The 19,091-nt window shown below is 69.0% G+C and carries 16 protein-coding genes; 7 read left to right on the forward strand and 9 right to left on the reverse strand.

Annotated features, from left to right (window positions below):
• Nucleotides 1-29 precede the first annotated feature (29 nt).
• The 3 genes from DKM19_RS27660 to DKM19_RS27670 all read right to left on the reverse strand — a co-directional run bounded on the left by DKM19_RS27660 (nt 30) and on the right by DKM19_RS27670 (nt 4,137).
• Nucleotides 30-1,118 (reverse strand): ABC transporter permease, encoded by a 1,089-nt coding sequence (locus tag DKM19_RS27660; RefSeq protein WP_239513619.1) that lies wholly within the window; start codon nt 1,116-1,118, stop codon nt 30-32.
• The gene (locus DKM19_RS27665; RefSeq protein ID WP_239513620.1) at nt 1,115-2,635 is read right to left on the reverse strand and encodes a sugar ABC transporter ATP-binding protein; all 1,521 of its coding nucleotides are present in this window, start codon (nt 2,633-2,635) and stop codon (nt 1,115-1,117) included. The genes DKM19_RS27660 and DKM19_RS27665 overlap by 4 nt, the downstream gene beginning before the upstream one ends.
• Before the next feature lie 308 nt (nt 2,636-2,943).
• Nucleotides 2,944-4,137, reverse strand: coding sequence for an ROK family protein (locus DKM19_RS27670; protein WP_239513621.1), 1,194 nt, complete (start codon nt 4,135-4,137; stop codon nt 2,944-2,946).
• Nucleotides 4,138-4,558: 421 nt separating this feature from the next.
• On the opposite strand from DKM19_RS27670, the gene DKM19_RS27675 reads away from it, so the two are divergent.
• Together DKM19_RS27675 and DKM19_RS27680 are read left to right on the forward strand one after the other, a co-directional pair.
• On the forward strand, nt 4,559-7,483 hold the full coding sequence (locus tag DKM19_RS27675) for a carbohydrate-binding protein (protein WP_204358267.1): 2,925 nt from the start codon (nt 4,559-4,561) through the stop codon (nt 7,481-7,483).
• A 71-nt stretch (nt 7,484-7,554) separates the two neighbouring features.
• Nucleotides 7,555-9,243 (forward strand): ThuA domain-containing protein, encoded by a 1,689-nt coding sequence (locus DKM19_RS27680; RefSeq protein ID WP_110706025.1) that lies wholly within the window; start codon nt 7,555-7,557, stop codon nt 9,241-9,243.
• 367 nt (nt 9,244-9,610) lie between these two features.
• On the opposite strand, the gene DKM19_RS27685 is transcribed toward DKM19_RS27680, so the two are convergent.
• The gene (locus tag DKM19_RS27685; protein ID WP_110706026.1) at nt 9,611-10,474 is read right to left on the reverse strand and encodes an NAD(P)H-binding protein; all 864 of its coding nucleotides are present in this window, start codon (nt 10,472-10,474) and stop codon (nt 9,611-9,613) included.
• Nucleotides 10,475-10,563: 89 nt separating this feature from the next.
• On the opposite strand from DKM19_RS27685, the gene DKM19_RS27690 reads away from it, so the two are divergent.
• Nucleotides 10,564-11,547: a YafY family protein gene (locus tag DKM19_RS27690; protein WP_204358268.1), complete on the forward strand. Its 984-nt coding sequence runs from the start codon at nt 10,564-10,566 to the stop codon at nt 11,545-11,547.
• Between the two features lie 127 nt (nt 11,548-11,674).
• On the opposite strand, the gene DKM19_RS27695 is transcribed toward DKM19_RS27690, so the two are convergent.
• On the reverse strand, nt 11,675-12,628 hold the full coding sequence (locus tag DKM19_RS27695; RefSeq protein WP_110699524.1) for a zinc-binding dehydrogenase: 954 nt from the start codon (nt 12,626-12,628) through the stop codon (nt 11,675-11,677).
• Between the two features lie 355 nt (nt 12,629-12,983).
• Here DKM19_RS27695 and DKM19_RS27700 point away from each other — a divergent pair, with 355 nt between their 5' ends.
• From DKM19_RS27700 to DKM19_RS27710, 3 genes are all read left to right on the forward strand, one after another.
• A complete protein-coding gene (locus DKM19_RS27700) occupies nt 12,984-13,676 on the forward strand; it encodes a M15 family metallopeptidase (RefSeq protein WP_110699526.1) in 693 nt (230 codons plus the stop codon).
• Between the two features lie 303 nt (nt 13,677-13,979).
• Complete coding sequence (locus DKM19_RS27705; RefSeq protein ID WP_162641820.1) at nt 13,980-14,636, forward strand: L,D-transpeptidase; 657 nt, start codon at nt 13,980-13,982, stop codon at nt 14,634-14,636.
• Between the two features lie 314 nt (nt 14,637-14,950).
• Nucleotides 14,951-16,072: a zinc-dependent alcohol dehydrogenase family protein gene (locus tag DKM19_RS27710; protein ID WP_369986511.1), complete on the forward strand. Its 1,122-nt coding sequence runs from the start codon at nt 14,951-14,953 to the stop codon at nt 16,070-16,072.
• A 170-nt stretch (nt 16,073-16,242) separates the two neighbouring features.
• Here the strand turns inward: DKM19_RS27710 and DKM19_RS27720 are convergent, their stop codons facing one another.
• From DKM19_RS27720 to DKM19_RS27730, 3 genes are all read right to left on the reverse strand, one after another.
• Nucleotides 16,243-16,620, reverse strand: coding sequence for a GntR family transcriptional regulator (locus tag DKM19_RS27720; protein WP_110699530.1), 378 nt, complete (start codon nt 16,618-16,620; stop codon nt 16,243-16,245).
• Nucleotides 16,617-17,450 (reverse strand): hypothetical protein, encoded by an 834-nt coding sequence (locus DKM19_RS27725; protein WP_110699532.1) that lies wholly within the window; start codon nt 17,448-17,450, stop codon nt 16,617-16,619. The genes DKM19_RS27720 and DKM19_RS27725 overlap by 4 nt, the downstream gene beginning before the upstream one ends.
• 353 nt (nt 17,451-17,803) lie before the next feature.
• Nucleotides 17,804-18,019, reverse strand: a complete 216-nt coding sequence (locus tag DKM19_RS27730) for a DUF1918 domain-containing protein (protein ID WP_110699534.1) — start codon at nt 18,017-18,019, stop codon at nt 17,804-17,806.
• Nucleotides 18,020-18,043: 24 nt separating this feature from the next.
• On the opposite strand from DKM19_RS27730, the gene DKM19_RS52580 reads away from it, so the two are divergent.
• Nucleotides 18,044-18,175 carry a hypothetical protein gene (locus DKM19_RS52580; RefSeq protein WP_255415439.1) on the forward strand — a complete coding sequence of 44 codons (132 nt, stop codon included), beginning with the start codon at nt 18,044-18,046 and terminating at the stop codon, nt 18,173-18,175.
• A gap of 53 nt (nt 18,176-18,228) precedes the next feature.
• Here the strand turns inward: DKM19_RS52580 and DKM19_RS27735 are convergent, their stop codons facing one another.
• Nucleotides 18,229-19,086: a universal stress protein gene (locus tag DKM19_RS27735; protein ID WP_110699536.1), complete on the reverse strand. Its 858-nt coding sequence runs from the start codon at nt 19,084-19,086 to the stop codon at nt 18,229-18,231.
• Between the last annotated feature and the right edge of the window lie 5 nt (nt 19,087-19,091).

Raw genomic sequence — 19,091 nt, forward strand, 5'->3', positions numbered from 1 at the left:
CGTGAGGCGAGTCGCGCCTGAGCGTGTGGTTAGGTTCGTGATTCCAGGCTGCGGCGCTGCAGCAACACCGCCACCACGATGATCAGACCCTTGGCGATCAACTGGTCACTGGTGTTCAACCCGTTCAAAATGAACAAGTTCGTGATCACCGTGAAGATCAGCAGACCCAGGATCGACCCGATGATCGACCCACGGCCACCGGTCAGCAACGTGCCCCCGATAATCACCGCCGCGATCGCATCCAGCTCATACAGATCCCCATGCGTGGACGAGCCGGTCGTGGTCCGCGCCATAATCAACACCGCCGCGATGCCACAGCACAACCCTGAGAGCGCGTACAACATCATGGTGTGCCGGCGCACGTTGATCCCGGCCAGCCGCGCCGCCTCGGGATTGCCGCCCACCGCATAGGTGCGCCGCCCGAACGTGGTCCGGTTCAACACCACCCAGCCCACCACGACCACCAACGCGAAGATGTAGACCAGCACCGGCACCCCGAGCACCCGCGTGGTCGACAACTGAACGATCATCTCGTTGCCCTGCTGCACCAGCTGGGTACGCCGATCCGACATCCGCTGCGCCAGACCCCGGGCGGCCACCAACATGGCCAGCGTCGCGATGAACGGCACCATCCGCCCATAAGCGATCAGGAACCCGTTGACCAGCCCCGCGGCCGCCCCCACCAGCACCGCACAGACAATCATGATCAGCGGCCCGTAGGCCTGGGTGGCCAGCGTGGTGGCCCACACCGAGGCCAGCGCCATCACCGCACCGACCGACAGATCGATGCCCCCACCAATGATCACAAACGTCGCCCCGACCGTGATCACACCGATCGTCGCGGCCAGCGACAGAATGCTCACCAGGTTGGAGGTGGTCGCGAAGTTCTCCGGCACCGTCACCAACCCGACGATCGCCAGCAGCACCAGCGCCGCGACCAGTCCCAGGTGGCGGGCCTGGCCCAGCCGGGCCAGCGGGCCCAGCACCACCGGGGCCCGGCGCACCTGCGCCTGCCCCCGACCCTCCGAACCGTGACCCTCCGAACCGGCCGGCTCGCCGCCGGGCTGCTTCACCGTATCCACCGGGCTTGCCGGGCTCTCGCTCTTGGGATCGCTCACAGCGCACTCCCCTCCATGATCATGTCCAGTACCCGATGCTCATCCAGATCCCGCGCCGGCGCCTCAGCGATGATCGTGCCCTCCCGGATCACCAACACCCGATCGGCCAACCCCAACACCTCCGGCACCTCGCTGGAGACCAGCAACACCCCGATCCCCTCATCGGCCAGCCGCCGCACCACCGCATACAACTCCGCCCGCGCCCCCACATCCACCCCCCGCGTCGGCTCATCCAACAACAGCAACTTGCGGCCATTGACCAACCACCGCGCCAACACCGCCTTTTGCTGATTGCCCCCCGACAACGTCTTGATCGGCCGCTCTGGATCAGCGGGGCGGATATCCAACGCCGCCACCAACTCCGCCGCCTCGACCGCCTCCCGCCGCCGATCCATCCAGCCCAGCCGCGAGTACTTGCCCAAACTCGCCAAACTGATATTGCGCGTCACACTCTGATCCAGCAGCAACGCCTGCGCCTTACGCTCCTCCGGCGCCAGGCCCATCCCCCGACGCACCGCCCCCGAGGTACCAGCCCGGCTGGAGACCGCCCGCCCCTCCAACACCACCTCACCGGAAAACCGGCGCGCCCCGTAAATCGCCTCGATGATCTCCGAGCGGCCCGAACCGACCAGCCCGGCCAACCCCACGATCTCCCCCGCCCGCACCTCAAAGGACACATCCGCGAACACGCCCGGCACCGTCAGGTTCCTCACCTGCAGCACCTGCTCCCCGGCCGCCTCGGTGCGGCGCGGCGGAAACACGTACTCCACGCTGCGCCCGGTCATCAACGACACCACCTGCGCCGTCGGCGTACTCTTGGCCGGCAACCCCACCGCCGCGGTACGGCCGTCCTTGAGCACCGTCACCCGATCCCCGATCTCGCGGATCTCCTCCAGCCGATGCGAGATGTAGACCACCGCCACCTGTTGCGCGGTCAGCTCCCGGATGATCCGAAACAGGTTGCCCACCTCGTCATGGGCCAGCGCCGCCGACGGCTCATCCATGATGATCAACCGGGTGTCATGCGAGAGCGCCCGGGCCATGCTGACCACCTGCTTGGCCGCCGGCGACAAGCGGCCCACCTCCATCGACGGGCGGATCTCACCGTGACCCAGCCGGCTGAGCAGGGTGCGGGCGGCCCGGTTGGCCTCGCTTTGGCTGACAAAGCCCAGCCGGGAGATCTCATGGCCCAAGAAGATGTTCTCGGCCACGCTCAATCCGTCGACCAGATCCAGTTCCTGGTAGATGGTGGAGATGCCGAGTTTGATCGCCGCGGTGGGGGAGGACAGCCGGACCTGCCGGCCGCCGAGTTCGATGGTGCCCTCGTCGGGTTGGTGGGCGCCGGCCAGCACCTTGATCAGGGTGGATTTTCCGGCGCCGTTCTGGCCGAGCAGGCAGTGCACCTCTCCGGGTAAGACCTCCAGGTCAACGCCGTCGAGTGCGCGAACGCCGGGGAATTGCTTGACGATCCCCCGCATCAACAGCAGGGGTACAGAGTCGGGGGGTGACTCCGACATGAGAGCCTCCTGGATCATGTCCAGCCGAGTTCAAGAATTGGGACCCGTCCGTTCGGTGACTCGAAACGGCACCATCGCGTCGGAACCGAGGTCGGCGAGAACGGCTCCGTCGCGTGTCCGGTCAGCCGGACGGACGGGGGTCTTGGGAGTGGCCGGGCACGAGGCCCGCCACCGATGTTCACGGTTTCACCGGTTCGGCGAACTCACCGGTCCGACGGTTCCGTCGGTCCGGCGGATCTGCCGATCCAGCGGTTCTGTCAGTTCAGGGGATTCATAGCTTCAAGGGGGGAACGCCCAGCGGCATTCGATCAGCGCTCCTTCCCCGGTCTCGATGTCACCACGTGGCGGATGTCGATGGAGGTGGGGTCGGAGAGCACCCGTTCGACGACGATTCCGGCTGCGCCCCGCGAGGCCGCGCCGAAACCGAGATCGGAGGCGACGAAGGTGCAGCGGGACGCCGATCCCGCGACACTCAGTCGTTTCAGCTCGGTCTGCGCGACGGGGATGATCTGCCCGGCGAGCCTGGCGAAGTAGCCGCCGATGACGATCACCCGCGGGTTGAACAGGTTGACCAATGTGGCCGCGCCGCGCCCGAGCCAGCGGCCGACCTCGATGACGGCCGCGTCGACCCGGCGGTCGCCCGCGGCCTGTCGCAGCTCTATCTCGGCCAGTCGCTCCTCCGGATCGCGCACCACTCCGTCGCCGACACCGTAGGCGCGTTCCGGAGTGACCATCCGGACCAGCGCCGCCAGGCCGACCTTCGTCTCCCAGCAACCGATCCGGCCGCAACCGCACCTCTCGCCCGAAGGGTCCACCATCACGTGTCCCACCTCGCCGGCGAAACCGTCCGCACCGCCCAGCAGCCGTCCACCCGCGATGACACCGCCGCCGACACCCACCTCACCCGTCAGGTAGACGAGATCGGAGGTGCCCGCCGCGACTCCGGCGGTGAACTCCGCCAGTGCGGCGAGGTTGGCGTCGTTGTCCACGGTGATCGGCACGTTCGGTGCGACACCTGCCCGCGCGAGCACCTCGGCCACCGGCACGCCGTACCAGCCGAGGTTGGGTGCGACCTCGACGATTCCGGTGGCGGAGTCGATGAGGCCGGGAACCGCCACGGTGATTCCCGCGAGGGTGACCCCTAGCAGGTCGAGCTCGGCCACCGCCTCCCTGATCGTCCTTGCCAGTTCGTCGAGTGAGCGTTCCGGCCCGCCGCCCGTGGCGTCGAAACCGACGCGACGATCGATGAGCACCCGGCCGGCCACGTCGGTGGCGAAGGCCGCGACGTAGTCGACGTTGACCTCGGTGCCCAGCGCTCCCACGCCGGAGCCGTCCAGCGCGAGGGCGAGGCCTGGTCGACCGACGGCGCCGGCATGCTGCGGCCCGATCTCCTTGATCAGTCCGCGTGCCACCAGCTCTCCGACGAGGCTGGTGACCGTGGTCTTGTTGAGGCCCGTCTCCGCGGCGACGAGTGATCTCGACCGTGATCCTCGCTCGCTCACGTGGCGCAGCACAAGGGAGAGGTTGGATCGGCGAACGGTGGCCTGGTCCGCGGGAATACCCGCTGACCTGGCCGAACCCTTCTGGCCGCCGTTCCAACTACCGCCCTGGCCGTGTTGCACGTCACGCTCCCACAATTAATTTGCATGCCTCGCCGAATTAAAGGTGTCCGATACGCGGCGCACAAGTGTCGAAACGTTTCGCGCTATGTAACATTTTCGTAACCCAGAAGGTTTTTTTCTCCCACCTGCGACGGAATCGACGGTTGCTAATTCGTTACCTGACTCAGGGGTGCGCAACGTGTCATCTTTATGTTACAAAGCCAATTAATTGCTATCCAAGACAAATAAAGGCACCACGGCAATCAGCGCGGCGGCGCGCGCCTTGCCTGACTTACCCCCCAGGTCAGGAAGGGATTCCCTCATGTCTCCACGTTCGCGGCCCTGGGCCCGGATGTTCGCCACGATGTTGCTGGTCACAGCAGGCGGTGTGGTGCTCAACGCTACGTACAGCTCTCCCACGACCCCCGTGGCCTACGCCACCGATCTCAGCGCTCACGCCGGTCACGCCGGACACGCCGGACACACAGCCACGTCGGCTGCGGCCTCGGCGGCCGCGGCGGCCGCCATCCCTCCTGCGGACTATCAGCAGGTTCAGCTGGCCGTCGGCGGAGCCAAGCTCGGCGAGGCCATGTCCCTGGCCGTGCTGCCCAACCGCTCCATCGTCCACACCGCCCGCGACGGCACGCTGCGGGTCACCACCGCCGCCGGCGTCACCAAGGTCGCCGGCAAGCTCAACGTCTACACCCACGACGAAGAGGGCCTCCAGGGCGTCGCGGCCGACCCCAACTTCGCCACCAACCGCTACATCTACCTGTACTACTCGCCGGCGCTGAACACCCCCGGTGGGGACGCCCCCACCAGCGGTACCGCCGCGACCTTCGAGGCCTGGAAGGGCCACCTGAACCTGTCGCGGTTCACCCTCAAGACCGACGACACCCTGGATCTGGCCAGCGAGAAAATCGTCATGGAGGTGCCCAACGACCGCGGCCAGTGCTGCCACGTCGGCGGGGACATCGACTTCGACGCCGCCGGAAACCTGTATCTGACCACCGGTGACGACACCAACCCGTTCGAGTCCAACTCCTACTCCCCGTTGGACGAGCGCACCGACCGCAACCCCCAGTTCGACGCCCAGCGCTCCTCGGGCAACACCAACGACCTGCGCGGCAAGCTGCTGCGGATCAAGCCCCAGCCCGACGGGACCTACACGATCCCGTCCGGCAACCTGTTCGCGCCGGGCACGGCCAAGACCCGCCCCGAGATCTACGCGATGGGCTTCCGCAACCCCTTCCGGATGAGCGTGGACAAGCCCACCGGCATCGTCTACCTGGGTGACTACGGCCCCGACGCCGGCGGCCCCGACGCCAACCGCGGCCCCGGCGGCCAGGTGGAGTTCGACCGGATCACGGCCCCCGGCAACTACGGCTGGCCGTACTGCACCGGCACCAACACCACCGCCGAGACCTACAACGAGTACACCTTCCCCTCCGGCCCCTCCGCGGCCAAGTACAACTGCGCCGGCGGGCCGACCAACAACTCCTTCCGCAACACCGGTCTGGCCACCCTGCCCGCGGCCAAGGCCAGCTGGATCCGCTACGGCGGCGAGGCCGGCACCCCGCCGGAGTTCGGCGGCGGCTCCGAGTCCCCGATGGGCGGACCGGTCTACCGCTACGACGCCAACCTCAACTCCGCCGTCAAGTTCCCCGCCGCCCTCAACGGCCGTTTCTTCGCCGGTGAGCTGGGCCGCCAGTGGATCAAGGCCATCGAGGTCAAGGCCGACGGCACCCCCGGTGTGATCGAGGCCTTCCCGTGGACGGGCAAGCAGGTCATGGACATGGCCTTCGGTCCCGACGGCGCCCTGAACGTGCTCGACTACGGCACCGGTGCCGACAACCAGGCCATCTACCGGATCGAGTATCTCGGCGGGACCAACCGCAACCCGGTCGCCCGTGTCGCCGCCAACAAGACCTCCGGTCCCGCGCCGCTGGCCGTCACCTTCTCCTCGGCCGGCAGCTCCGACCCCGAGGGCGGTGCGCTGACCTACTCGTGGAAGTTCGGTGACGGCGGCACGTCCACCGCGGCCAACCCGACCTACACCTACAACACCAACGGCACCTACACGCCGACGCTGACCGTCACCGACTCGGCCGGGCTGACCGGAACCGCGAGCGTCATCGTGACCGTCGGCAACACCGCGCCCACCGTGACGTTCACGGCCCCCACCGAGGGGCAGCTGTTCTCCTTCGGTGACACCGTTCCCTTCACGGTCAACGTCTCCGACCCCGAGGACGGGGCCATCGACTGCACCAAGGTGAAGGTCACCTACCTGCTGGGTCACGACAGCCACCGCCACTCCATCACCTCCAAGAACGGGTGCACCGGAAGCATCGTGGTCCCGACCGACGGTGAGCACGACGCCGCGGCCAACATCTACGGCGTCTTCGACGCCGAGTACACCGACAAGGCCGGCCTGACCACGCACAGCATCCGTACCCTGCAGCCCCGCCACCGCCAGGCCGAGCACTTCGGCGCCCAGTCCGGCATCCAGGTCGCCGACCACGCCACCGCCGAAGGCGCCAAGACCGCGGGGTTCGTCGACAACGGCGACTGGATCTCCTTCCAGCCGTACGCGCTGGGCAACGCCAGGACGTTCACGGCACGGGTCTCCTCCGGCGGAGTGGGCGGCACCATCGAGGTCCGCGCGGGCTCGGCCACCGGCACCCTGCTGGGCACGGCGACCGTCCCGGTCACCGGTAGCTGGGACACCTTCGTCAACGTCAACGCGAACATCACCAACGCCCCCTCCGGCACCACCACCCTGTTCCTGGTGTTCAAGGGCGTGACCGGCCAGGGCAACCTGTTCGACCTGGACGCCTTCACCTTCGGCACCGCCACCGGCGGCACCACCCAGACCGTCGAGGGTGAGGCCTACACCTCCAACTTCGGCGTACAACCCGCCGACCACGGACCCGCCAGCGGCGGCAAGACCGTCGGCTACATCGAAAACGGAGACTGGGCCGGCTACTCCACCGTCAACACCTCCGGCGCCACCGCCTTCAGCGCCCGCATCTCCTCCGCAGGATCCGGCGGCACCATCCAGATCCGATCAGGATCAGCCACCGGAACCCTCCTCGGCTCGGTCACCGTACCGGTCACCGGAAACTGGGACACCTTCCAGAACGTCTCCACCACCCTGACCGGATCGGCCACAGGCACCCTGTTCCTCGTCTTCACCGGCGGCGCGGGCAACCTGTTCGACGTCGACACCCTCACCATCACCAAGTAACGCGACTCCCGGTGCGGCGGACCCCCGCCGCACCGGGCTTCACGGACGAAAGGACAGCCATGCGGAGCCTCATGCGAAGCGGGCTCACGGCCATGGGCGCGGCCACACTGGTCGCCGCGACCATGCTCGTCCCGACGGCCGCACACGCCGCCGACCCCGCTTACAAGGTGCTGGTCTTCTCCAAGACGGCCGGCTTCCGGCACGACGCGATCCCCACCGGCATTCAGACCATCCGGGATCTGGGCACGGCCAACAACTTCACCGTCACCGCCAGCGAGGACGCCGCGGTTTTCACCACGGCCAACCTCGCGCAGTACAAGGCCGTGGTGTTCCTCAGCACCACCGGTGACGTGCTCAACGCCACCCAGCAGACCGCCTTCGAGAGCTACGTCAACGGCGGAGGCGGCTACTTCGGCATCCACGCCGCCGCCGACACCGAGTACGACTGGCCGTACTACGGAAACCTGGTGGGAGCCTGGTTCAAGGGGCATCCCGCGATCCAGCAGGTGACGGTCAAGACGGAGGACCGCGCCCACGCGGCCACCGCCCACCTCGGGCCGACCTGGTCCAGAAGCGATGAGCTGTACAACTACCGCACCAACCCGCGGAGCACCGCTCACGTGCTGCAGACCCTCGACGAGAGCACCTACAGCGGCGGTGACATGGGTGACCACCCCATCACCTGGTGCCACCCGCAGTCCTCCGGCCGGTCGTTCTACACCGGCCTCGGCCACACCATCTCCTCCTACGCCGAGCCGGCGTTCCGCACGTTGCTGCTCGGCGGCATCCGGTACGCGGCCGGGATGGCGAAGGCCGACTGCCGCCCGGAGACCGGATACACCTCGCTGTACAACGGCTCGACCACCGGATGGACGCAGACCGGTCCGGGCAGCTTCACCAACTCCGACGGCACCCTCTCCTCCACCGGCGGCCTGGGCGTGCTGTGGTACTCGGCGAAGAAGTTCGCCTCGTACTCGCTCAAGCTCGACTGGAAGGCTCTCGGCGACGACAACTCCGGCGTCCTCGTCGGCCTCCCCGCCGCCGACCCCAACAACGGGAGCAAGGGCTACGAGGTCCAGATCGACGCCACCGACACCGCGGATCGCACCACCGGATCCGTCTACGCGGTCAAGAGCGCCGATATCGCCGCCCGCGACGCGGCCCTGAACCCGCCGGGTGCGTGGAACACCTACGAGCTTCTCGTCCAGGGCGAGCGGCTCCAGGTCTTCCTCAACGGATCGAAGATCAACGATTTCACCAACACCAACGCGGCGCGCAGCCTGCGCGAGGGGCACATCGGCATCCAGAACCACGGTACGGGTGACGACGTCGCGTTCCGCAACATCCGGATCAAGGAGCTCGGCGGCACCGGTCCCGTCACCCAGACCGTCGAGGGTGAGGCCTACACCTCCAACTTCGGCGTACAACCCGCCGACCACGGACCCGCCAGCGGCGGCAAGACCGTCGGCTACATCGAAAACGGAGACTGGGCCGGCTACTCCACCGTCAACACCTCCGGCGCCACCGCCTTCAGCGCCCGCATCTCCTCCGCAGGATCCGGCGGCACCATCCAGATCCGATCAGGATCAGCCACCGGAACCCTCCTCGGCTCGGTCACCGTACCGGTCACCGGAAACTGGGACACCTTCCAGAACGTCTCCACCACCCTGACCGGATCAGCCTCAGGAAACCTCTTCCTCGTCTTCACCGGCGGCGGCGGCAACCTGTTCGACATTGACACCTTCACCATCACCAAATAGTCGACTGCGATCCGACTAACCCGGCCTCCCGGTGCGGCGAGCCCCCCGTCGCCGCACCGGGTCACCGGAATGACGCGATTTCAGCTAGATAACAGCGAATATTCTCAAAAATTCTGAATTACCCCAAAAGCACCATATCGCCGTAAATCCCCGGAGAGACCGCAACGGGCCTTTCCGTGCAGCAGTGTGATTATCGACCGCTGTTGAGCGACGTGGTTGTGGCCGACGGCGCGGTGGCGGGCGACTCAGATCCTCTGCGGTCTTATCCGGTCAGGTGAGCGTGTTGGCGTGGCGATGCTCGTCCTGCATCGCGGACGTCGCGGGGACGGTCGGCTTCGCGGACAGCATCGGGCCGACGCTGCGGCGGTCAGCGGAAGTCCGCGAGGTGGTCACGGGCCCACTCGGCGTAGTCGCGCGGGGCTCGCCCGGTGACCTGTTCCACGTCCGGCCAGACGCGCATCAGCGCGGACCAGTCCTGGTCGGCGTAGCCGTCGGCGCCGGACGCCTCACCGCCGTCGTACTCGACGAAGCCGAGCATGAGGTCGGCGGTCTCCGCGGCGAATCCGCCCTGGGCCTTCATCAGCTCCCGGGCGCGCTCGCGGGTGACCTCCTCGTAGCGGACCTGCTCGCCGAGCGCCTCGCCGATGGCCTGGACCTGCTCGCGGACGGTGACCAGCGCGGGCCCGGTCAGGGTGTAGGCCCTGCCGTGGTGACCGTCGTGCAGCAGCGCGGCCACGGCGACGGCGGCGATGTCGGCCTCGTGGATCAGATTCATCGGCTCGTCCGCGAACGGGTGGCGCACCACGCGCTCGGCCCGGATGGACGGCGCCCAGATCTGCACCATGTTCGCCATGAACCCGCAGGGCCGCAGGTGCGTCCATTCCAACCCGGACTCCTCGACCGCCCGCTCAACCGGGTTGGTGTGCAAGCCGACGGTCACCGAGGCCGCCGACAGCACCACGATGCGCCCTACCCCGGCCTGCTCGGCCAGCGCGACGACCTCCCGCGCGGTCTGCTCCACCGAGAACAGGTACATCCGCTCCACGCCCCTCAGCGCGGCCGCCACGCTCCGCGGTGCGGTGAGATCGCCTTCGACGACCTCCACCTGCGGCGGCAGCTTGGCCGCCGCCGGGTTCCTGGTCAGCGCCCGCACACTCACACCCGCCCGCACGAGCCGGTCCACCACGTGACGGCCGACGATCCCCGTCGCCCCGGTCACCAAGATCTTCATGTGCGTTCCCTCCGTCGGCTGGTTCACGGAGGCGACGCTAGGGTCCATTCCGGCCACTTTCCGGCCGGAATGGAGTGGATCCTGGATTCATGGCGAACACGAGCGCGCGCATGCTGCGACTGCTGTCCCTGCTGCAGAGCCACCGCCACTGGCCCGGCCTGGAGCTCGCCGACCGGCTCCAGGTCAGCGAGCGCACCCTGCGCCGCGACATCGACCGCCTGCGCGAGCTGGGCTACCCGGTCGCCGCCAGCCGCGGCGTCGCCGGCGGCTACCAACTCCAATCCGGTACGGCCATGCCGCCCCTGCTGCTCGACGATGACGAGGCCGTCGCCATCGCGGTCGGCCTGCGCACCGGCGCCGGCGGCACCGTCGAGGGCATCGAGGAGACCTCGCTGCGCGCCCTGGCCAAGGTCGTCCAGGTGATGCCGCCCCGCCTGCGCCGCCGCGTCGACGCCGTGTCGACCTACACCGTCGCCCCGGCGGCGAACGGCCCCCGAGCCGGCGCGACCACCCTCACCGTGATCGCCCAGGCCTGCCGCGACGATGAACGGCTCACCTTCACCTACGCCACCCCCGCAGGCGAGCCGGCCACCCGGCTGGTGGAACCGCACCGGCTGGTCTCGCTCAAACGCCGCTGGTACCTGGTCGCCTGGGACCTCGATCGCGCCGACTGGCGCGTCTTCCGCCTCGACCGCCTCACCGGCCCGGCCACCACCGGAGCCCGTTTCCGCCAGCGGGAACTGCCGGCGGCCGACGCCGCCGTGTTCGTCCAGGACCGGCTCAACGCCCGCCCCACCCGCTACGACATCGTGGTCCACATCCACGCCCCGGCCGCCGACGTGGAACAGGTCGTCGCCGTCACCGGAGGAAGGGTCGAGCCCGTCGACGAGCACGCCTGCCGCCTGCACATGAGCGTCGACGCCTTCGACTGGCCGGTCATGATCCTCGCGGCGGTGGACGCCGAGTTCGACGTCGTCCAGCCCGCCGAGTTCCGCGACCACATCCACGCCCTGGGAGAGCTATTCCTGCGCGCCGGCGGACCACGCCAGGCCGCACCTCAGCGGCGCCGGTGATGATCGTACGGTGGGCCGAGGCGTCCTCACCAGCCCGAGGGCGCCGTCCAATCAGGCCAGATCTGACCTGTAGTCCCGTCAGCGTCGATCACGTTCCCACCCAACGCCAGGATGACGCCGGGAATCCTCACCGCGCCTCCAGCAGGGTTTTGCCCACGGTGGTCCGCGCCTGCATGGCCGCATGCGCCTCGGCCGCCCGGTCCAGCGGGAACCGCTGCCCGATCACCGGCCGCAGCCGGCCGGCCGCAGCCTCGGCCAGCGCTCCCTCCGTCAGCGAGCGCATCCTCTCCGGCGTCATCACCGGCCGCACCAGCGTCACTCCACGGTCCGCGGCGGCCTCGTCGGAGATATTCGCCCACTCGCCGCTCGCGAGCCCGAAACTGATCATCCGCCCACCCAGGCCGAGCAGCTCGAACGCCGACCGGCCGATGGCGCCGCCAACACCGTCGAAGACGACGTCCACCTCCTCCACGGCCTCGCGCACCCGCTCCGTCCAGCCCGGCTCCCGATAGTCGACCGCCACATCGGCACCCAGGTCGCGTGCCAGCTCGACCTTGCGCGTGCCACCGGCCGCCGCGACGACCTCGGCGCCGGCCGCCCGCGCGAGCTGGACCAGCAAGGTGCCCACCCCGCCCGCGGCCGCCTCGACCAGCACCCTTTCCCCGCTGCGCAGATCGACCGCCCCGGCCATCAGCATCGCCGTACGCCCGTCGGCCAGCAGGGCCACCGCGCTGTCGAGGTCCATACCGTCCGGCACCTCGAAGACTCCGCCGGCATCCACGACGGCGAGTTCGGCGTAGCCGCCCGAACCTCCGGTGCCGCTGACCACCCTCCTGCCGATCAGCCCCCGGTCCGCCTCCGTACCGACCGACGTGACCACACCGCCGACGCCGTTGCCCGGGATCATCGGCAACTCCACCTTGAACGGCCCGGCACCCGCGCGGATCTGGGTCTCCACGAAGGTGATGTTGGCGAACGCCACCTCGATCAGCACCTGCCCCGGTCCGGCCACCGGATCCGGTGTGTCCTCCGCGACGAGCACCTCCGGCCCGCCGAACTCCCTCAACCACACCGCGCGCATGAGATCCCTTCAGGTCGGCTCCAACTCCGCGGCCAAGCCTGCAACCTCGACCCAACTTGAGGTCAACCCCAGGGCTCTCCTCGTTCCGGTCCCTCACCCGGAGCAGGTCCAGCCCGCGGCGCCTCGTTCATCCTTCGGCCATGAAGGGCCGGCGTGGCACGGCGCTTCACTCGTCCTCCGGCCAGGACGAGCCGGTGTGGAGCTGCGTCTCGCTGCCTTCTGGCTGCGAAGGGCCGGTTCCCGGCTCCTATCCGGTGTCCGCCCGCCAGGGAAAGGCATATTTCTCGCAAAGAATCGTTGACCGGTTGATCCGATCGATTAGGGCAGGCCTCCGAAGAGTGCCTAACCTGGGGAAATGGCATTCATCCCACACCGCAGGCCGGCCGCGGCGGCACTCGTCCTGCTCAGCGTGACCGCCGTCGCCATGACGACGGCTGCGGCGTCTCCATCGCCGACCCCTTCTCCGGGCACATCGCAGGCGTTCACCGCCAAGGTGACACCGGTCTCGCCGGACCAGCTGCGCCATTCCTGGCGCCGCGGGTGCCCGGTGCAACCCGCCGACCTCAGGATGATCACCATGACCTACTGGGGTTTCGACGGCGCGCCCCATACCGGAGAGCTGGTGATCAACAAATCCGTGGCCGACCAGGTCGTCTCGGTCTTCAAGAAGCTGTACGGCCAGCGCTTCCCCATCCGGCAGATGCAGACGGTGGAGGCCTACAAGGGCAGCGACGCCGCCTCGATGAAGGCGGACAACACCTCGGGCTTCAACTGCCGGCGCGTCGGGACCAGCGGCAGTTGGTCGCAACACGCCTACGGCCTGGCGATCGACATCAACACCCGAGAGAATCCCTACATCCACCCCTATCCAGGCGGAACCCTCGAGCCCCCGAACGCGAAAGACTACGTTCGGCGGCCTCTGGACCGGCCAGGGGTCATCAACCCCGGTGACAACGTGGTGCGCGCGTTCAAGAAGATCGGCTGGGGCTGGGGCGGATCCTGGTCGACCGAGAAGGACTACCAGCACTTCTCCCAGAACGGGCGATGACGTCTTCGCGGCGAGGCCTCCCGATGCCCTGTCACCGCGAGCACGACCACCGGCCGTTCTGACCTGCAACCCTCAGCCGGCGAGATCGGCCGGATACGAGCCGGGGGCCGATGCACCGCATGGCGTGGCCGGGCACGCCTGACATGAGCGATTCTCCGGCCCATATCGCTCCTGAGCTGCGCCGCGACCTCCCCCCGGGAAACGGCGACCCACACCGAGCACACCTCCCCTCTGGCTAGCCTGACCTGTATGAACACCGCCAATCAGGGAGCGCCTACGGACACGAGAATGGCTTCCGTACGCGTGAGTGCCGTTCTGCTGGCACTCGTCATGATCTTCAGCGGAGCCGCCGGGGCCCGTGCCGTTTCCGCGTCCGCGTCCGCCCTGCCGCCCCCCTCGCAGGGACGGCAGCTCATCACCGTGACGGCCGACTCCTACCAGAAGACCACCGCCACGTTGATCGCCTACACCGCCGAGGGCGGCCGCTGGGTGAAGACGTACGGGCCGTGGACCGCGAACGTCGGCAAGAGCGGCATCGCCCCGCCGGGCCAGAAGCGGGAGGGCGACGGGCGCACCCCGTCCGGGACGTACGGATTCGACTTCATGTTCGGGGTCAAGCCCGACCCCGGTGTGAGGTTTCCCTACCGGCAGGCGTTCTCCTACGACAAGTGGAACGACGACTCCGCCAGCCCCCTCTACAACAAGTGGGTGGACTCCCGCCACGCCAATCCGGGGGTCGCTCCCGAGAACATGGTGACCCTCCCGGCCTACAACTACGGCGCCGTGATCGCCTACAACACCAAGGACCGCACGCCCCATCTGGGTAGCGCGATCTTCCTCCACATCAGCAACGGCGGGCCCACCACCGGCTGCGTCAGCCTGCCGGTCGACAGGCTTCTGCAGATTCTGCGCTGGATGGATCCGAAGCACTCCCCGCAGATAGACATCAGCGTCGCCTGACGCGGGAGCGACGACTCATCCGCGTGCCGGCGGAGGCTTCGAGCGAATCGCCGGCGTACGCCTTGGGCGCCGCATCGACAGACATCGCAGCCGCTCCGTAGAGCCCTTGGGTCTCGCATCGACAGAAACTGGGACGCCCCGTGGAGCCTTGGGCGCCACATCGACAGACGCCGAGACCTCCCCGTGGAGCATTGAGTGTCGCGTCGGCAGACACCGCGGCCGCCCTGTAGAGATGGAGAGGAAAGACTTTCGGCCCTCCCCTCGGCGGCGGGACGCCATGGCGTCCCGCCGGGAGACATCCGCGGAGGTTCATCATGACCATGAACGAACGCCCGGCGACACCCGCCGACCCGGATGCCCGGGACGTGCGGATCCCCCGGCCCACGCCGTATCCGCTGCGGCCCACGATCCCCGACGAGATGGATGCCTGGGTGGTCGCGCGGCCCGGGCCGATCGCCTCCGGGCCTCTGGAACGGGTCCGGCTCCCGGTTCCCGCGCCGGGCCCCGGAGAGGTGCTGGTAGAGGTCGAGGCATGTGGCGTCTGCCGTACCGATCTCCACCTCGCCGAGGGTGACCTGCCTCCGCGACGCCCGCGCACCGTGCCCGGGCACGAGGTCGTGGGCCGGGTGGCCGCGGCCGGTCCTGGTTCGGTACGGTTCGCGCCGGGCGACCGCGTCGGCGTGGCATGGCTCCGCTCGACCTGCGGGCACTGTCGTCACTGCCGCAGGGGCGCGGAGAATCTCTGTCCCTTCTCCACCTACACCGGCTGGGACGCCGACGGCGGCTACGCCGAATACCTGGTCGTCCCCGAGGATTATGCCTACTCCCTTCCCGAGGAGACTTCCGCCGAGAAGCTGGCGCCGCTGCTGTGCGCCGGGATCATCGGATATCGCGCCCTGCTCCGCTGTGACCTGCCGCCGGGCGGGCGGCTGGGCATCTACGGCTTCGGCGGCTCGGCCCACCTGACCGCACAGGTCGCCATCGCCCAGGGCGCGACCGTGCACGTTTACACCCGGTCCGCCGGGGCGCAGGAGCTGGCGAGAACCCTGGGCGCGGCCTCGGCGGGTTACGACACGGACGCCCCACCCGGATCGCTGGACGCCGCGATCCTGTTCGCCCCGGTGGGCGAGCTGGTCCCGGTCGCGCTGGCCGCCCTGGACCGGGGTGGAACGCTCGCGGTGGCGGGCATTCATCTGAGCGACGTTCCCCCGCTGAACTACCAGCGTCATCTGTTCCAGGAGCGGACGCTGCGCAGCGTCACCGCCAACACCCGCGCCGACGGCCGGGCCTTCCTGGACCTCACCTCGGCCCGTCCGCCCCGGGTGACGACCAATCCCTACCCCTTCGACGCCGCGGACCAAGCCCTGAACGACCTGGAGGCCGGCCGCTTCGAAGGCGCCGCCGTACTCATCGGCGAGCGTGAAGCCCTGGCCTGACCGACCTGCCGGCCGACTCGACCGGTCATGGCATCCGCCCGCGCCGCCCCCTTTCACCAGCATCGCGTGGCGCTTGAGCCACCTCAGCGAACTGCCGGCCCTTCGCGCCGACCACACGATCGGCACCCACCGGGCAGAGGTCGCGGGCCGCGCCATCTGCCCGTAGCGAGTCATGGAGAGGCCGGTGCCGCCATGCCGGATGCCAGCGCCGCCTGGACTATGCGGATCGCCTCGCCCGCGTCGATGCCGACGCTGGCGATCACGGCCGCGTAGTCGGCGGCGGCACGGCGTGCCCGTTCGCGTCCCTCCTCGCCGGCGGCCGACACGAACGAGCCCGCCCGCCCGCGGGTCTCGATCAGCCCCGCCTCCTCCAGCTCCCGGTAAGCCCGGCCGACCGTGTTGACGGCCAGGCCGAGGTCGGCCGCGAGGTGGCGGATCGTCGGCAGCCGGGAGCCCACGGCCAGCGTGCGGTCCTGGATCTGCCTGGCGAGCTGGGCACGCAGTTGCTCGAACGGCGGAACGGGCGAGGCCGCATCGATGACGATCATCGGGCGCTCATGGCTCGCCGCGCCATCGTCACGATCGACGGAGTCCTCGCATGGATCACGTGGCTCGCGACGAAGCCCAGGAGCGCCAGAACGAGCGCGGCGGCGTTCCACCATCCGAACGCCGTACCGAACAGCAACACCACGGGCAGCGCCCACGGCACGGTCGGTGCGGTGAGCTCGCGCGCGTCCTCGATGCGCATGATGACGTCGGCCGTCAGCGAGACCTCGTCCTCGGCCACGACCGGGCGCGTCAGCAGGTCGCGGAGCTGCAAGACGACGCCGACGGCGACACCGAGCAGGCCGACCAGCAGGATGAAGGCCGCATACCGCACGGTGGAGTCCGGGACGGTCAGGGCGCTCGCCGCCAGTGCCATCGCGCCGGCGAAGGTGGCGACCGTGAAGGCGGCGTACGGCCGGCCGAGCATGGCTCGCCAGCCGGGCTGGAGCGGATGGGCCGCCCGTCGCGACAGCGCCGCGCCGGCACGCCGGTCGACGCGTCGCACCCACTGATCAAGCAGCGACCGGACCAGCAGCAGCGCGACCACCAACACCGTCAGGACCAGCAACGGCGTCTGGCTGTGCGGCCCGAACCCGCCATAGGCGGAGGTGGCGAGCCGGTCGTAGGCCTGGGCGAGTGCGGCCGCCAGCATCAACGCGGCCAGCATGATGTGATCGGCCAGGCGTGCACGTCGCCGTGCCGCCAGACGCACGGCCAGCAACGGTGTCGGCCGGGCATCGGCCAGGCCGTGCCGGACCAGCCATGCGCCCGCCTGCCGGAGATCCGCCGGACGCACCGATGAGCCGGCGTCCGGTAACGCTTCGCTCGGCATAACCCCTCCCTAATGTCGCAAGCTTTGTCTCAACATGGTGCGTCAAACATTGGGACAAAGTCAATGCGGGAGATGCGGGGGCGGCCAGGAGCGGTCGTACCGGTCCTGCGGTGGTTCCTCGACGGCACCCCGAGCACCCCGACCGGCCCACGAGGTCGATGATGACGTCGAATCGACTCGGGCCTCGGGTTCGCCCTGTCAGGCAGGCAGTGCAGGGTCGCGGCCGGGCAGGCGGCGCAGGGGCTCGGCCGGGCAGGCGGCGCAGGGGCTCGGCGCGGCAATCCGTGGGGGGAATGAACGACCTCACCCACCCTGGCCGGCGGGATCAGCCGGTCAGGGTGGGTGAGCCGCGCCTACTGCTCTGTCGTGAGCCGTGCCTCCTGCTTTTTGGGCATCACATGCGCGTCGGGGCCGGGAAACACGAGCGTCTCCTGCTCGACGTGGAGCCACCGCACCACGTAGGGCGGAGAGCCGTCGTCGTTACGCAGCTCCACGATCACGCCCACCCGCCGGGCCTCGCCCTCGTGGGCGCTTTCGATGACCAGTTCGTCCCCTACCGCTGCCTTCATGTCAGTCCCCCCTCATGGATTCCGGTGGACGACCACCGGCAGGCCGCGCCGTACGCCTGCCGTCCGGACGAGCCCCTGTCGGGAGACGACACCATCCGGCCTGCGACGGCCGGCGGCATGTCCCTCATCACGGCGACCTGCGGCGCCTCCTCCTGAAATACCCCCTGAAAGGGGTCTCTACCAGCGGTTACGAAGGCTCTGCAGATCCGTCATGCCTCGTCCCTGGGGTTCACCACCGCGACGGGGCAGTGGGCATGATGCAGGACCCCATGACTCACCGACCCCAGAACGGCGGACTCGAAGGCGCCCAGCCCCCGTGAGCCGACCACCACCAGATCCGCGGTGGCCGAGGCGTTTCGCAGGGCCACGACCGGATGCTCACAGATCACCGTCTGCTTGACCTCCACGCCGGGATACCTCTCCCGCCAGGGGCTGAGGGCGTTCGTGGCGGTGCGCTGCTCCGCGGCCGCCATGTCCTCCAGCAGCGGAGCGTAGGCCACGGCGTACAGCCCCATTACCGGCATCTGCCACGTGTGGATCGCCTGCAGCCGGGCCTTGCGACGTGCAGCCTCCTCGAAGGCGTACTGCAGCGTCGTCACCGAATGCTCCGAGCCGTCGTACCCGACGGCGATCTCCCCCCGGACCCGTTCCGGGACGTCCCTGACGACCACGATCGGCGCCGCCACATGACCGGCCAGGGCTCGCGTGACCGACCCGAGCAGCAGACCGGCGAACCCTCCCAGGCCCCGGCTGCCGACCACGACCTGCTCGGCGTCCTCGGCCTCCCTCCGGAGGACCTCGGCCACCCGGCCGCTCACCAGTGAGGTGCTCACCTCGGTCCACGGGGCGCGGCCACGCGCCCGCTCGGCCGCCTTCTCCAGCACGTCCTGGCCGTACTCCCTCACCGAGTCCTGAAACTCCGGCGATGGCGCGTAATACTCCGTCGGTTCGTACACGTGGATGATACGGAGATCGCACCCACGCCTGGCGGCGTCCTCGGCAGCCCACTCGACCGCTGTCTGCGAGGGGGCCGAGCCATCCGCGCCCACCACTACATGCGCTGCCATATCGC

The organism is Streptosporangium sp. 'caverna' (assembly GCF_003203775.1).
GTDB classification, from domain to species: Bacteria; Actinomycetota; Actinomycetes; order Streptosporangiales; family Streptosporangiaceae; genus Streptosporangium; species Streptosporangium subroseum.

What these genes read in the sequence shown, in the direction of transcription:
- DKM19_RS27665 (WP_239513620.1), bottom strand. Translation starts at nt 2,635, where the DNA reads ATGTCGGAGTCACCCCCCGACTCTGTACCCCTGCTGTTGATGCGGGGG.
- DKM19_RS27675 (WP_204358267.1), top strand. Translation starts at nt 4,559, where the DNA reads ATGTCTCCACGTTCGCGGCCCTGGGCCCGGATGTTCGCCACGATGTTG.
- DKM19_RS27680 (WP_110706025.1), top strand. Translation starts at nt 7,555, where the DNA reads ATGCGAAGCGGGCTCACGGCCATGGGCGCGGCCACACTGGTCGCCGCG.
- DKM19_RS27685 (WP_110706026.1), bottom strand. Translation starts at nt 10,474, where the DNA reads ATGAAGATCTTGGTGACCGGGGCGACGGGGATCGTCGGCCGTCACGTG.
- DKM19_RS27690 (WP_204358268.1), top strand. Translation starts at nt 10,564, where the DNA reads ATGGCGAACACGAGCGCGCGCATGCTGCGACTGCTGTCCCTGCTGCAG.
- DKM19_RS27695 (WP_110699524.1), bottom strand. Translation starts at nt 12,628, where the DNA reads ATGCGCGCGGTGTGGTTGAGGGAGTTCGGCGGGCCGGAGGTGCTCGTC.
- DKM19_RS27700 (WP_110699526.1), top strand. Translation starts at nt 12,984, where the DNA reads ATGGCATTCATCCCACACCGCAGGCCGGCCGCGGCGGCACTCGTCCTG.
- DKM19_RS27710 (WP_369986511.1), top strand. Translation starts at nt 14,951, where the DNA reads ATGACCATGAACGAACGCCCGGCGACACCCGCCGACCCGGATGCCCGG.
- DKM19_RS27720 (WP_110699530.1), bottom strand. Translation starts at nt 16,620, where the DNA reads ATGATCGTCATCGATGCGGCCTCGCCCGTTCCGCCGTTCGAGCAACTG.
- DKM19_RS27725 (WP_110699532.1), bottom strand. Translation starts at nt 17,450, where the DNA reads ATGCCGAGCGAAGCGTTACCGGACGCCGGCTCATCGGTGCGTCCGGCG.
- DKM19_RS27730 (WP_110699534.1), bottom strand. Translation starts at nt 18,019, where the DNA reads ATGAAGGCAGCGGTAGGGGACGAACTGGTCATCGAAAGCGCCCACGAG.
- DKM19_RS27735 (WP_110699536.1), bottom strand. Translation starts at nt 19,086, where the DNA reads ATGGCAGCGCATGTAGTGGTGGGCGCGGATGGCTCGGCCCCCTCGCAG.